The sequence below is a fragment of the Streptomyces mirabilis genome, assembly GCF_039503195.1.
In the GTDB taxonomy this organism is placed as follows: domain Bacteria; phylum Actinomycetota; class Actinomycetes; order Streptomycetales; family Streptomycetaceae; genus Streptomyces; species Streptomyces mirabilis_D.
In genome coordinates this window covers 8,991,336-9,004,104 of sequence record NZ_JBCJKP010000001.1, presented here as the reverse complement: position 1 = coordinate 9,004,104, position 12,769 = coordinate 8,991,336, and the positions used below count along the sequence as shown (strand labels likewise).

The window sequence follows — 12,769 nt, the reverse complement described above, 5'->3', positions numbered from 1 at the left end:
CCCGTGCGGTCCCGCGTGTCAGTCGGCCTTCGGACGGCCCAGCTCCGGGTAGGCGTCGAGCAACCGGGGCGGAGCCGCCTGGCGCCAGGAGTCGGCCAGGATGTCGCGGAGTTCGTCGCCGTCCTCCAGGGCGGCGAGCCGGACCCTGACCCAGGCGAAACCCGCCTCGTGGTCGGCGATCCAGAACTTGCCGGGCTCCGCCAGGACGAGTTCGTCGCGCTCCTCCTTCGGGCAGCGCACCGCGATGGATGTCTCCTCCTCGGGCAGCGTGGCGAACATCTTCCCCGCGACCCGGAAGGTGGGCATGCTCCAGGCGATCTTCTCCGTGGTGTCCGGCAGGGAGAGGGCGGTACGGCGTACGTCGTCGGCATCCGGCATGGAAGGCACGGTAGCCAAAGGCACTGACATCGACAGGGGTCGGCGGGTTCCGTCGCTCCCGGCTCCCCGCCCGAGATGGTCGATGATTGAACCAGCTGCAATCGGATCGATACTGACCGTAATATTTTTCGAGCACCGGCTGCACGTTCGGGTCGCTCCGGACGCTTCATGGGTGGAGGCGGACGGTGCCTCTGGTGCCGGGGTGGGGACACGGCACCTTCGATCAGCACAGGTACAGGGGAGGGCCCCGTGCAGCAGAGCGCTGCCGCGTGGTTGTTCGAGATCGCGCTTGGCATGAGGGTGTTCGGCCCGGACGTCGTCCGTGGCTGCCGTCGGCTCCTGACGGCCGGCGTACGGATCGGCATCACCGGACTGACCGGCACCCGCGCCCCGTCCCGCTCCGCCGAGTCGACCCGGGACGTCCCGTGAACGGCGACGGCGGGCCGGAGGAGACCGGCGGGGCCGTCGGCGCACCGCGGGCGGTACCCATCGATCAGTGGGACCCCACCGTGCAGATGGCGTACTGGGGTTTCCACCATCAGCGCCGCCAGGACTACATGCGCTACGCCTATCTCCAGCTCGGCTCCGACGCCGACGCGGAGGAGGCCGTGGACCTGACCTTCGACCAGGTCATGGACCGCTGGCCGCGGATGCTGCGGATGGAGAACCTGGAGGGCTACGCCTGGACGATCCTCAAGCGCCGCATCATCGACATGCACCGCAAGCGCCGGCGGCGCCCGGAGCTGATGGAGATCGCCGCCTTCGAGGCGGCGCTCGCCGATCCGGCCGAGGATCCGTACGACACGCTCACCGACGCCATCGCCCTGTACGTCGCGGTCGGCTCCCTGAGCGAGCGGCAGCGGGACGCGATCCTCCTCTACTACGGCATAGGTTTCACTACTACGGCATAGGTTTCACGGCCGCCGAAGCCGCCGTACTCATGGGCAACGAGGAGGCCACCGTCCGCTCCCAGCTCCGTACCGGTCGACGGCGCCTCGCCACCCTGCTCAAACTCCGCTGCCCGGAGCACTCCGACGGGAAGAACCCCTGATGAGCACCCTGCCGTCCGACCGCCGCACCATCGACGAACTGTTGGCCAAAGCGCGTACGCAGGATCGTTACGCCGGCTACGACCTCGCGGCCGCCGAAGCCCGTCTGCGCAGCCGTCAGGCGGCCCGGCACCGCCCGCGCAACCCCGAGGCCGCGCTCGTGCGAGCCGTGTGGACCACCCCCGAGGACGACCGCACCCCGGACGCGGACCGCGCCTGGTGGGACCTGAACGCCGTGAGCCTGCTGGTGTTGTTCGGGCCGGATGCCGACCGGCATCTGAGCGAGTTCATCGACAGCCAGTACGCGGACAAGACCGGCGCCCTGGTCTTCGCATGTCTGCTGCACGTGGCGGGCGACAGCAGCGGGGCGCGCTTCTGGTGGCGTTTCGCGGCCGGGGTCGGCCACCAGGTCGCCGAGTACTGCCTGTTCCTCGAACACGCCCACAGCGGTGAGTACCACGACGCCGACCACTGGCGCACCCAACTGGTGCGCGAGCACTTCGAACCCACCTACATGTGCGGCGACCGCGTCACCGCGCCGTTGGTCAATCCTGCGTTCATCGACCACGTCCACCCGCACATCGCCCGCCCGCACCACCCGGAGATCGGCATCGTCCCGCTCCCCCGGCCGCCTCTCGTGAAGGAGTTGCGCCACCTGACCTCCCTGCTGTGACCGCGGCCGGGAGCGGCGACTCCTCACGCGCCGGGGACCGTCGCTCCCACCCGCTTGTAGAAGATCGTCGTCGGGCGCAGCTCGCCCGACGGCGTCGCCGCGTAGTCGGGTATCGCCCCGAGCCGGGTCCAGCCGGCGGAGCGGTAGAGGGACTCGGCGGGGCTGTCGGTCTCGGTGTCCAGGTGCAGGAGGGTGATTCCGGCGGTGGCGGCCGCGTGCTCGGCGGTGGTCAAAAGGCCCCGGCCGAGGCCCTGTCCGCGGCCGTCGCGGTGCACCATCAGTTTCACCAGCTCGGCGCGGTGCCGGCTGTTGGGTTTGTCGGGGAAGACGAGGCTGACGGTGCCCACGATCCGGCCCGCGGTGTGCGCCACCCACACGGCGAGGCGTCCGGCCGACACCGCGTCCACGCGCTCCTCCCACCAGGCGACGGCCGTCGCCCGCTCCAACGGGGCGAGGAAGCCGATCGAGGCCCCGCCCTCCACGGTGTCGATCAGCAACTCGGCCAGCTCGCCCACCGAGGCGCGAAGGCACTGGGCGTCCAGCCGGGAGACGGTGGTCACGGCAGCACCACCGCCAGCGCGTACCGTACGTCCTCGGGGCCGGGACACCGGAAGCGGGTGGGCCCCCACACCCGCAGCCGCAGACAGTCCCCGGCGTCGAGCCGGTGTTCGACGTCCTGCGCGGTCACCTCCAGCGTTCCGTCGAGGACCCAGATGTGCTGCTCCAGGCCGGGCACGGGCGGCCGGTCGTAGGCGAGGTCGGCGCCGGCCCCGAGCCGCCCCTCGACCAGTTCGCCGCGCAGCCCGGCGTGCGGCGGTGACACCGATCGTCGTACGAATCCGGAGGCCTCGTCGGCCCAGACCGTCTGGTCGGCCGCCCGCACCACCGGAACGGGCTCCGCCTCGACCTCGCTGAGCAGCTGCGACATGGTGCGTCCGTACACGGCGCACAGCCGGTTCAGGAGGGAGGCCGTGGGGCTGATCTCGGCCCGCTCGGCACGGGACAGCGTGGAGCGGCTGACCCCGCTGCGCTCCGCCAACTCCCCCAGGGACCAGCCACGTTCGGAGCGCAGCTCGGCCAGCCGGGCCCCGAGCCGGACATCGACGACATCGAGCTCCCCATCGTTTCCCATATTCGGGATATTATCCCAGATATGAAAACAGGGGGTCCCGCCGGCCACTCCCGTCCGCCCACTCCCCTCAGTCCACCGTCGCGGCCTCCGCCAGCGCATCCAGCACCGGACGGATCAGCGGATGTCCCTCCGCGCCCCGGCGTACGGCCGCGAAGACCCGGCGCGTGGGCGCGACGCCGTCGACCGGTCGGACCTGCACGCCCGTGAGATCCATGCCGCGCAGGGCTGAGCGGGGCACCAGGGCCACACCCGCGTCGGCCGAGGCGAGGGAGACAACGGCCCGGAAGTCGTCGGAGGAGTGTTCGAGACGGGGTTGGAATCCGGCGTTCTCGCAGGCCAGGACGACCACGTCATGGCAGGGGTTGCCGGGGTACGGGCCGATCCACGGGTCCTTGGCCAGCTCGGCGAGCGGGACCTCGGCGGCGTCGGCGAGCCGGTGGCCGAGCGGGACGACCGCGTCGAAGGGCTCGGCGTACAGGGCTACGGGGGTCAGGCGCGGATCGTCCGCGTCCGGGGCACCCCGGTACTCGACGGCGACCGCGATGTCGACCTGCCGGTCGAGCACCATCGGCAGACTGGCGTCGCCCTCGGCGTCCTGGACGCGGACGTGGATGCCGGGTGCCGTGCGGGCGAGCCGGGCCAGCGCGGGGGCCACCACCAGGCCGATGCCGGTCGCGAAGGAGGCGACCGTGACCGTGCCCGCCGAGCCCGCGCTGTATGCGGCCAACTCCGCCTCGGCACGCTCCAGTTGGGCCAGCACCTCGTTGGTGTGGCTGAGCAGGATCTCGCCGGCCGGAGTCAGCCGTACGCCCTTGGCGCCGCGCTCGACGAGCCGGTGGCCGGTCTCCTGCTCCAGCGCGGTCAGCTGCTGGGAGACGGCCGAGGGGGTGAGATAGAGCGCGGCGGCCGCCGCCGTGACCGTGCGGTGGTCGGCCACCGCACGGAGGATGTGGAGCCGCCGCGCTTCGATCATGCGACCGATTCTCTCAGGTCACAGGCGTCTTCCAGCCCTCGAGCTCCGCGCGGGCGGACACGAACGCGTCGACCGCCCGGTTCACGTCCTGCGTCGAGTGCGCGGCCGAGAGCTGGACCCGGATCCGGGCCTGGCCCTGCGGGACGACCGGGTAGGAGAAGCCGATCACGTAGACGCCGCGCTCCAGGAGGAGCTCGGCCATGCGTCCGGCGACGGACGCGTCGCCGATCATGACGGGGGCGATCGCGTGGTCGCCGGGGAGGATGTCGAAGCCTTCCGCGGTCATCCGGGAACGGAACAGCGCGGTGTTCTCGGCGAGGCGGATGCGCAGGTCGTCGGCCGACTCCAGCAGGTCGAGCACCTTCAGGGAGGCCGCCGCGATCACCGGGGCGAGGGTGTTCGAGAAGAGGTACGGGCGGGAGCGCTGGCGCAGCAGCGCCACGATCTCGGCGCGGGCGGCGACATAGCCGCCGGAGGCGCCGCCGAGTGCCTTGCCGAGGGTGCCGGTGATGATGTCGACGCGGTCCATGACACCGTGCAGCTCGGGGGTGCCGCGGCCGCCGGGGCCGACGAAGCCGACGGCGTGCGAGTCGTCGACCATGACCATGGCGTCGTAGCGGTCGGCGAGGTCGCAGATCTCCCTCAGGGGCGCGACATAGCCGTCCATCGAGAAGACGCCGTCGGTGACGATCAGCCGCCGGCGCGCGTCGGACGCCTCCTTGAGCTGGGCCTCCAGGTCGGCCATGTCACGGTTGGCGTACCGGAAGCGGCGCGCCTTGGAGAGGCGGATGCCGTCGATGATCGAGGCGTGGTTGAGGGCGTCGGAGATGACCGCGTCCTCGGCACCGAGGAGGGTCTCGAAGACGCCGCCGTTGGCGTCGAAGCAGGAGGAGTAGAGGATCGTGTCCTCCTGGCCGAGGAACGCGGACAGACGCGCCTCCAGCTCCTTGTGCACCTCCTGCGTACCGCAGATGAAGCGGACGGACGCCATGCCGTAGCCCCAGCGGTCGAGGGCCGCGTGGGCGGCGGCGACGACCTCGGGGTGGTCGGCGAGGCCGAGGTAGTTGTTCGCGCAGAAGTTGAGGACCTCGCCGGGCCGGCCGCCCGCGGTGACGCTCACGGTCGCGGACTGCGGGGTGCCGATGACGCGCTCGGGCTTGTGCAGACCGGCGGCGCGGATCTCGTCGAGGGTGGCGCGGAGGTCGTCGCGCACGGAGTCGAACATGGAGGGGCTCCTAGGGGGTCACGCGGTTCGGAGGGGCTCTTGCGGACGCTCACGCGCTCCAGTCGAGGATGACCTTGCCGCCGCGGCCGCTCGCGGCGTCCGCGAAGGCCGCCTCGTAGTCGCGGTAGCCGTAGCGGCCGGTGATGACCGGCGCGAGGTCGAGGCCGCCTTCGAGGAGGACGGACATCGCGTACCAGGTCTCGAACATCTCACGGCCGTAGATGCCCTTGATCGTGATCATGGAGGTGACGATCCGGGACCAGTCGACCGGGAACTCCTCGGCGGGCAGGCCGAGCATCGCGATCCGGCCGCCGTGCGTCATGTTGGCGATCATGTCGCGCATCGCCTCGGGACGGCCGGACATCTCCAGGCCGATGTCGAAGCCCTCGCGCAGGCCGAGGGCGCGCTGCCCGTCGGCGATGGTCGACTCCGCGACGTTCAGCGCGAGGCTGACGCCGATCTTGCGGGCGAGGTCGAGGCGCTCCTCGCTGACGTCGGTGATGACGACGTTGCGGGCACCCGCGTGCCGGGCCACGGCCGCGGCCATCAGACCGATCGGGCCCGCGCCCGTGATGAGGACGTCCTCGCCGACCAGGGGGAAGGACAGCGCCGTGTGCACGGCGTTGCCGAACGGGTCGAAGATCGCGGCGACGTCGAGGTCGACGGGGACGCGGTGCACCCACACGTTCGCGGCGGGCAGCGCCACGTACTCGGCGAACGCGCCGTCGCGGCCGACGCCCAGGCCGACCGTGGCACGGCACAGGTGGCGGCGCCCGGCCAGGCAGTTCCGGCACTTGCCGCACACGAGGTGCCCCTCGCCGCTCACCCGGTCGCCCGCCTTGATCTCGGCGACGTCGCGGCCGGTCTCGACCACCTCTCCGACGAACTCGTGGCCGAGGACGAGCGGCGTGCGGACGGCCTGCTGCGCCCAGCCGTCCCAGTTGCGGATGTGCAGGTCGGTGCCGCAGATCCCGGTCCTGAGGACCTTGATCAGTACGTCGCCCGGGCCGATCTCCGGTTCCGGGACGTCCGTCAGCCAGAGCCCGGGCTCCGCCTTCTCCTTGACCAGCGCCTTCAAGGTGTGGCTCCCGTGGTGAGATCCCGGAGCAGGGCACACCGAAGGCGCCCGTACCGGGGAGAGGGGTGATTTCCCGGAGAAATCTGCCGCACGGGTGCGCCGTTGGTCCATCGAGGATTTCTTAAGCGCGGCCGCAGCTTTCCTTCACGCCTCCGGCCGCGCGTGTCAGATCCCCCCGGTGTCCGCCCTGCGCTCGATCCGCTCGACCAGTTCCGCCGCCATCGACTTGATGGTCTCCAGGCCGGCCTTCCCCCACGGGCGCGGTTCGAGGTCGACGACGCAGATCGTGCCGAGGGCGATGCCGGTGCGGTCGATGAGCGGGGCCCCCAGGTAGGAACGGACGCCGATCTCGTCGACGACCGGATTGCCGGCGAAACGCGGGTAGTCGCAGACGTCTTCCAGGACCAGCGCCCTGCGGCGGACCACCACGTGGGGGCAGAACCCGTAGTCGCGGGTCATGTAGCGTCCGACGACCTTCACGGTGCCGTCCGGGGCGGCCGGGAGCGGCCGGGTGACCGAGACGTTTCCGTCCGGGGTGTGCAGGCCCGCGAAGAACTGCCGGTTCTCGTCGATGAAGTTGACCATCGAGTACGGCACCGCGGCGACCTCGGCGAGCCGGTCCGCGAAGGCGTCGAAGGCGGGTTCCGTGTGCTCTCCCAGGCCCAGCCGGCGCAGCCGGCCGACCCGGGCGGGGGCGTCCTTGTCCTCCGGGGTCAGCAGCAGACGACCGGCCGGGCGCGGCGGGTCGTAACTCATCTACGGGCTCCCTGGTGTGGGGCGGGCGTCATGGTGTGGGCTCCGTGGCGGGGGACGTGGGTCGGGTGCGGGCTCAGCGGTCGAAGGAGTACGCCGGGTGCGGGCTCAGCGGATGGGTGCGTGCGTCGGTGCGTGGGCGAGGAGGTGGCGGACCAGCGTGAGCAGGGTCTGCACACCCGAACTGGAGATCCGGGCGTCGCAGCGCACGATGGGGATCTCGGGGTCGAGGTCGATGGCCGCGCGCACCTCCTCGGGGTCGTAGCGGTAGGCACCGTCGAACTCGTTGACGGCGACGATGAAGCCGAGACCGCGCTGCTCGAAGAAGTCGACGGCCGCGAAACAGTCCTCCAGGCGACGGGTGTCGGCGAGGATCACCGCGCCGAGCGCGCCCTCGGACAGCTCGTCCCACATGAACCAGAACCGCTGCTGCCCGGGGGTGCCGAACAGGTACAGGACGTGTTCCGGATCGAGGGTGATGCGGCCGAAGTCCATCGCCACGGTGGTCTCGACCTTGTTCTCGACGCCGTCGAGATTGTCGGTCGCGGCGCTGACCGTGGTGAGCAGCTCCTCCGTGCTGAGCGGCGCGATCTCGCTCACCGCGCCCACGAAGGTCGTCTTGCCGACCCCGAACCCTCCGGCCACCAGGATCTTCAGCGCGGTGGGGAAGGGATCAGAGCTGTCGTCGTAGTCCATCGAGCACTGCCTCCAGAAGAGACCGGTCAGTGGGGTTGTGGTGGAACTCGGGCGGCTTGGTGGTCAGTGCCCCGCAGTCGACGAGGTCGGAGAGCAGCACCTTGGTGACCGCTGCGGGCAGCTTCAGGTGTGCGGCGATCTCCGCGACCGAGACGGGCGCCCGGCACAGTTCGAGTGCCTGGGTGTGCTCGGGGCCCAGGTAGCCCAGAGGTGTTGCCCCGGTGGCCATCACCTGCGACAACAGGTCGAGGGCGGTGGTCGGCCGGGTCCGGCCGTTGCTGACCGTGTAGGGGCGCACCAGCCGTCCGGCCGCGTCGTCGAGCCAGGGCCCGTCGCCGGCCGCGGCCACGCTCAAGGCCTCATCGCAGGCGGTTCCACGGCGGCCTGCCGGGGCGCGGTCATCAGATACGGACGGACGCTCTTGACCAGCATCGCCATCTCGTAGCCGAGCACCGCCGCGTCGGCCTCGCGGCCGGCGAGCACGGCGAGACAGGTGCCGGAGCCCGCGGTGGAGACGAACAGCAGGGTCGAGTCGAGTTCGACGACGACCTGGCGTACGTCACCGCCGTCGCCGAAGCGCACGCCCGCGCTGCGGCCGAGCGAGTAGAGGCCGGAGGCGAGCGCCGCCATGTGGTCGGCGCTGTCCGGGTCGAGTCCGTGGACCGACTTCACGAGTCCGTCGCAGGAGAGGAGTACCGCGCTGTTCGTGTGCGGTACGCGCTGTACGAGGCCGCTCATCAGCCAGTCGAGATCGGATACATGGGCGTGGGCGGTCGGCGCGTCGCTCGCCATGGTGGATCGACTCCTTGAAGTACGAAGGTCTGCCGGAGCGGAGGGTGTGGGGGTGTGGGAGGGCGTGCGGGTGGGGGTCGTCAGGGGGGTGGTCATCCGGCCGTTGTGCTCCCGTCGTGCCGGGCCGTGTGGTCGTGTCCGGGCGCGGGTGCGTTGTCGCGGGTCCCGTGTGCCTCGTGCTGGGCGGGGGCGTGCGCCGTGTGGGTCTCGGATATGCGGGGCGCGCCGCCCGTGGACGTCCGGTCGACGCGGATCACATCCAGCGGCGGCAACGGGGCCAGGTGCCGCGGATCCGGGTGCGGCGGGTCCCGGTGCAGCGGGTCCGGATGCAGCAGGTCGGAGTGCGGCAGATCGGGGTGCGGCCGCTCCAGGTGCGCTGCTCCGCTGTGCGGTGCCTCCGTGCGCCGTTCCTCGGCGTGCTGGGCCTCCGCGAGCCCGATCCCCCGCTGGAACGCCGCCATCAGACCGGGGTCGTGGCCGACGACCTGCTCCGGATCCTGGCGGGGCAAGGGCCCGTCGCGCAGTTGGGGTGCGATGTGCTCCTGGGCGCGCCGCTTGGGCAGCTGGGGCTTGCCCATGGTGCCGCGCACCGCGCCGTTGCGAGGGGTGGGCGGCATGGCCGCGTTCTCCGCGACCACGGGCCGGTCGTCGGGCCGGATGCCGGGCAGGGCCTCGGCCGGGTTGGGCCGCTCCGCGCGGGCGCCGCGCACGGGGAGCGGCGCCGGGCCACTGCCGCCCGTGCCGGGCGCGGCGGGCTGCGTCTGGTCCCGCTGTCCCTGTCGCGGCACGGAGGCCACCGTCGCGCCGGCGGACGACACGGGCGCGGTCGGCCCTGTCTGTGGCCCGGCGGGCGGACGCGGGCCGCCGGCCTTGAGCTGCTGCGTCTGCTGGGACTGCTGTGTCTGCTGTGTCTGCTGGGACTGTGCTTGCGATACGTCGCCGATGGCGCCCGGCGGCGCGCCCAACAGCGCCTGCGGTACGACGAGTACGGCCTGGACACCGCCGTAGATGTTGGTCTGGAGCCGTACGTGGATGCCGTGCCGCCGGGCGAGCTGGGACACCACGAACAGACCGATCCGGCCGTCCTGGAGGAGACTGGCTACATTCACCTGATCGGGGTCGGTGAGCAGCGCGTTCATCTTGTTCTGTTCGCCCAGGGGCATGCCCAGGCCCCGGTCCTCGACCTCGACCGCGAGGCCGGAGGTGACGAGGTTGACGCGCAACAGGACTTGGGTGTGCGGGGCGGAGAACACCGTGGCGTTCTCGACGAGTTCGGCCAGCAGGTGGATGACGTCGGCGACGGCGTGCCCGCGCAGGGTGCCGTCGATCGGGGGCACCAGTTTGACCCGCGAGTACTGCTCGACCTCGGCGATCGCGGACCGCAGCACCTCGGTCATGGAGACGGGGTTGCTCCACTGACGGCGCGAGACGGCGCCGCCGAGCACGGCGAGGTTCTCGGCGTGCCGGCGGATGCGGGTGGCGAGGTGGTCGACGTGGAAGAGGCCCTTCAGCAGGTCCGGGTCCTCGATCTCGTTCTCCAGCTCGTCGAGGATCGAGATCTCGCGGTGCACGAGGGACTGAAGCCGCCGCGCGAGATTGACGAAGACCTCGACCTTCTGCTCGCTGCCCGCCTGGCTGGAGAGTTGGGCCGCCTGCACGACGGCGGTGACGGCGCCGTCGTGCGCGCGGGAGAGGTCGGCGGCGAGCAGCTCGAACTCGTCGGCGTCCGGCTTGGGCCGTTGGCGCGGCTTGGGCGTGGGAGGGCTCTCGCCCCGGCGCAGGCCCTCGACGACGGCGCGCAGGTCGGCCTCGGTACGGGCGCTGCCGCGGCGCAGGGCGCCGATGCGTTCCCGCACGGACGTGGCGGCCCGGTCGGCGCCCACGGCGGCGATCAGGATGCCCGCGAGGGCCACGGACCCGGCGCCTGCGAGCACCGCCCACAGGACTACGCCGGGGCGTGCGCCGGTGGAGCGGACCGTGAACAGCACGGCCGCACAGCCGCTGAGCGCCACCGCGATCGGCGGCAGGACCGCCAGGCGCAGTAACTGGGGCCGTAGGCGGGTCTCGGGCTGCGGGTGGACCGTGCGGGCGACCGGCCGCCCGTGCCGCCCGCCCTCACGGCGGTCTGCGCGTGCGGCCGGTGCGCGGAGGTGAGACATCGGCGTCCTCGTACTGGTGCGTCGGGGGCCACGGGGGCTCCCGCGGGTCTGCGCGGCTCGGGCGTGCGCCATCGCGATGCCGGTCGAGAGAGCCGAAAAATTCGGCCCCGCGTCGCCCGACGGCAACTGACAGTAGTCGCCAAGCCATCATGTGCGGTGGGCAGTTGACAAACTCCCCCGGAAGGCGTCCCGCTCTGGTATGAGGCCTCGCACGGCAGACCGATATCCCCTTCGGACGCACGTTCCCTTGCGTCACGGATCCGATCAGAGCTGGTCAGAACCGGTCGCGAACAAACGGCGAGGGTCGGGGAGCAGCTCGCTCCCCGACCCTCGCCGCCAATCGGACATTCAGGAAATTCAGCTCGCGGGCACCGTCTCCGGTTCTCCGGTGCCTTCGGAAGCCTGGCCCACGACATCACCCGGAGTGTCGGAAACGGAGGTATCCGCTCCAGACTTCTCGACGGCGGGCCAGCCACCCCTCGGCGGCATGGCCACACCACGCCACCAGGGCTCGGCCGGGACGGTCTCGGCGGTGGGCTCGAAGGGCTGGCCCGGGCGGGGCAGCGCGACACGGGCGCCCACCGCGTGCGCGGCTGCCATCGTGCCCTCGCCGGGCTCCACCCACGGGTGGGTCGCCAGGTTGAACGTGGCCCAGTGGATGGGCAGCATCACGCCGGTGGGGCGCCCGCCCTGGAGGTCCAGGTGGGTGCGCATGCCCTCCTCGGGCGTCATGTGGATGTCGGGCCAGAACTCGCTGTACGCCCCGATCTGGATCATCGTGATGTCGAACGGGCCGTGCTCGGCGCCGATGTCCTTGAAGCCCTCGAAGTAGCCGGTGTCCCCGCTGTGGTAGATCCGGTGCTCGTCACCCGTCACCACCCAGGAGGCCCAGAGCGTGTGCTGGGTGTTGCGCAGGCCGCGGCCGCAGAAGTGCCGGGCGGGTGTCGCGGTCAGGGAGATGCCGCCGACCTTGGTGCTCTCGTTCCAGTCCAGCTCGCGCACGCGGTCGGACGAGACGCCCCAGTGCTCCAGGTGGGCGCCGACGCCGAGCGGCACCGCGAAGACCGTGTCCGTGTCGGCCAGGGCCTTGATGGTGGGCAGGTCGAGGTGGTCGTAGTGGTCGTGCGAGATGACGACGACGTCGACCGGGCCGAGCGCGGCCAGCGGCAGGGGCACCGGGTGCAGCCGCTTGGGCCCGACGAAGTTGAAGGGGGAACAGCGCTCGCCCCATACGGGGTCGAACAGCACCCGGTGCCCGTCTATCTCGGCGAGCACACTGGAGTGCCCCATCCAGGTGATCCGCAACCCGCTCGCCGCGGGCTTGGCGAGGTCGGCGAGCGTGGTGGGGTACACCGGCACCGTGCCCGCCGGGGCGCGGTGGGCGCGCTCCTCCTTGCGGAAGAAGACCTTCGCGAACTCGAGCATGGAGCCGTCGGGGCGGGTCCGGGCACTCACCGGGTTCTGGAAGACACCGTCCGCGAAATTCGGCGATCTACGGATGCGCTCCATGCGCTCACCGCCGGGGTCCGCGCCGAAGGCGGCGGGCTGCAACGCGCGGAGCCCGGAGCTCAACGTACGGAAACCGGTCACGGTACCTCCCAGTGGAGTCGGTCAGGCCTCCCATTATGGTCGGCCCCTCTGACAGCGCCGGGTCGACGGTGTCACAGCGCGATGTCCCCGGTACACACCGCGAGGTCCGGACCCTGGTGCGACCCGCCCGGGGACACACCCGGGGCCCGACATCACATGAGGTGGCCCCGATGGCCCGCGTCTCCCCAACCCCGCGGCGCACGGTCTTCTTCCGCCACGCGTCCCGCGGTCCGGTCCGGCCTTCGCCGGGCGGTGCGCCTCAGACCCACTA

15 protein-coding genes are annotated in these 12,769 nt (G+C 71.5%); 3 read left to right on the top strand and 12 right to left on the bottom strand.

Translation table 11 applies throughout. The features are described 5' to 3' along the window. Window positions 1-18: 18 nt before the first annotated feature. On the bottom strand, window positions 19-378 hold the full coding sequence (locus tag AAFF41_RS40850; RefSeq protein ID WP_319752094.1) for an MmcQ/YjbR family DNA-binding protein: 360 nt from the start codon (window positions 376-378) through the stop codon (window positions 19-21). A 249-nt stretch (window positions 379-627) separates the two neighbouring features. On the opposite strand from AAFF41_RS40850, the gene AAFF41_RS40845 reads away from it, so the two are divergent. The 3 genes from AAFF41_RS40845 to AAFF41_RS40835 all read left to right on the top strand — a co-directional run bounded on the left by AAFF41_RS40845 (window position 628) and on the right by AAFF41_RS40835 (window position 2,100). Next, window positions 628-807 carry a hypothetical protein gene (locus AAFF41_RS40845; protein ID WP_054232698.1) on the top strand — a complete coding sequence of 60 codons (180 nt, stop codon included), beginning with the start codon at window positions 628-630 and terminating at the stop codon, window positions 805-807. After that, window positions 804-1,289 (top strand): RNA polymerase sigma factor, encoded by a 486-nt coding sequence (locus AAFF41_RS40840; RefSeq protein ID WP_343325617.1) that lies wholly within the window; start codon window positions 804-806, stop codon window positions 1,287-1,289. Before AAFF41_RS40845 ends, AAFF41_RS40840 begins: the two co-directional genes overlap by 4 nt. Window positions 1,290-1,428: 139 nt before the next feature. Further along, window positions 1,429-2,100 (top strand): hypothetical protein, encoded by a 672-nt coding sequence (locus tag AAFF41_RS40835; protein ID WP_319752091.1) that lies wholly within the window; start codon window positions 1,429-1,431, stop codon window positions 2,098-2,100. Window positions 2,101-2,123: 23 nt separating this feature from the next. Here the strand turns inward: AAFF41_RS40835 and AAFF41_RS40830 are convergent, their stop codons facing one another. The 11 genes from AAFF41_RS40830 to AAFF41_RS40780 form a co-directional block, all read right to left on the bottom strand. Next, entirely contained in the window at window positions 2,124-2,660 is a 537-nt protein-coding gene (locus AAFF41_RS40830; protein WP_343325616.1) for a GNAT family N-acetyltransferase, read from the bottom strand. Then, window positions 2,657-3,232, bottom strand: a complete 576-nt coding sequence (locus AAFF41_RS40825; protein ID WP_054232702.1) for a helix-turn-helix domain-containing protein — start codon at window positions 3,230-3,232, stop codon at window positions 2,657-2,659. Before AAFF41_RS40825 ends, AAFF41_RS40830 begins: the two co-directional genes overlap by 4 nt. Window positions 3,233-3,299: 67 nt before the next feature. Next, on the bottom strand, window positions 3,300-4,205 hold the full coding sequence (locus AAFF41_RS40820; protein WP_343325615.1) for a LysR family transcriptional regulator: 906 nt from the start codon (window positions 4,203-4,205) through the stop codon (window positions 3,300-3,302). Between the two features lie 13 nt (window positions 4,206-4,218). Continuing rightward, window positions 4,219-5,430, bottom strand: coding sequence for a glycine C-acetyltransferase (locus AAFF41_RS40815; protein WP_319752088.1), 1,212 nt, complete (start codon window positions 5,428-5,430; stop codon window positions 4,219-4,221). A gap of 49 nt (window positions 5,431-5,479) precedes the next feature. Then, window positions 5,480-6,508 carry an L-threonine 3-dehydrogenase gene (gene tdh, locus AAFF41_RS40810; RefSeq protein WP_343325614.1) on the bottom strand — a complete coding sequence of 343 codons (1,029 nt, stop codon included), beginning with the start codon at window positions 6,506-6,508 and terminating at the stop codon, window positions 5,480-5,482. Window positions 6,509-6,673: 165 nt separating this feature from the next. Continuing rightward, window positions 6,674-7,264, bottom strand: a complete 591-nt coding sequence (locus AAFF41_RS40805) for a GAF domain-containing protein (RefSeq protein WP_319752086.1) — start codon at window positions 7,262-7,264, stop codon at window positions 6,674-6,676. 105 nt (window positions 7,265-7,369) lie between these two features. Further along, window positions 7,370-7,957 (bottom strand): GTP-binding protein, encoded by a 588-nt coding sequence (locus tag AAFF41_RS40800; RefSeq protein ID WP_054232707.1) that lies wholly within the window; start codon window positions 7,955-7,957, stop codon window positions 7,370-7,372. After that, the gene (locus AAFF41_RS40795; RefSeq protein WP_054232708.1) at window positions 7,935-8,306 is read right to left on the bottom strand and encodes a DUF742 domain-containing protein; all 372 of its coding nucleotides are present in this window, start codon (window positions 8,304-8,306) and stop codon (window positions 7,935-7,937) included. The genes AAFF41_RS40800 and AAFF41_RS40795 overlap by 23 nt, the downstream gene beginning before the upstream one ends. 2 nt (window positions 8,307-8,308) lie before the next feature. Beyond that, the gene (locus AAFF41_RS40790) at window positions 8,309-8,749 is read right to left on the bottom strand and encodes a roadblock/LC7 domain-containing protein (protein ID WP_319752085.1); all 441 of its coding nucleotides are present in this window, start codon (window positions 8,747-8,749) and stop codon (window positions 8,309-8,311) included. A gap of 92 nt (window positions 8,750-8,841) precedes the next feature. Next, window positions 8,842-10,908, bottom strand: coding sequence for an ATP-binding protein (locus AAFF41_RS40785; RefSeq protein WP_343325613.1), 2,067 nt, complete (start codon window positions 10,906-10,908; stop codon window positions 8,842-8,844). 357 nt (window positions 10,909-11,265) lie between these two features. After that, window positions 11,266-12,498, bottom strand: coding sequence for an MBL fold metallo-hydrolase (locus tag AAFF41_RS40780; protein ID WP_319752083.1), 1,233 nt, complete (start codon window positions 12,496-12,498; stop codon window positions 11,266-11,268). Between the last annotated feature and the right edge of the window lie 271 nt (window positions 12,499-12,769).

Coding starts and splice junctions, on each gene's coding strand:
- AAFF41_RS40820 (WP_343325615.1), bottom strand. CDS start 4,205: ATGATCGAAGCGCGGCGGCTCCACATCCTCCGTGCGGTGGCCGACCAC.
- AAFF41_RS40835 (WP_319752091.1), top strand. CDS start 1,429: ATGAGCACCCTGCCGTCCGACCGCCGCACCATCGACGAACTGTTGGCC.
- AAFF41_RS40815 (WP_319752088.1), bottom strand. CDS start 5,430: ATGTTCGACTCCGTGCGCGACGACCTCCGCGCCACCCTCGACGAGATC.
- AAFF41_RS40850 (WP_319752094.1), bottom strand. CDS start 378: ATGCCGGATGCCGACGACGTACGCCGTACCGCCCTCTCCCTGCCGGAC.
- AAFF41_RS40825 (WP_054232702.1), bottom strand. CDS start 3,232: ATGGGAAACGATGGGGAGCTCGATGTCGTCGATGTCCGGCTCGGGGCC.
- AAFF41_RS40790 (WP_319752085.1), bottom strand. CDS start 8,749: ATGGCGAGCGACGCGCCGACCGCCCACGCCCATGTATCCGATCTCGAC.
- AAFF41_RS40785 (WP_343325613.1), bottom strand. CDS start 10,908: ATGTCTCACCTCCGCGCACCGGCCGCACGCGCAGACCGCCGTGAGGGC.
- AAFF41_RS40800 (WP_054232707.1), bottom strand. CDS start 7,957: ATGGACTACGACGACAGCTCTGATCCCTTCCCCACCGCGCTGAAGATC.
- AAFF41_RS40805 (WP_319752086.1), bottom strand. CDS start 7,264: ATGAGTTACGACCCGCCGCGCCCGGCCGGTCGTCTGCTGCTGACCCCG.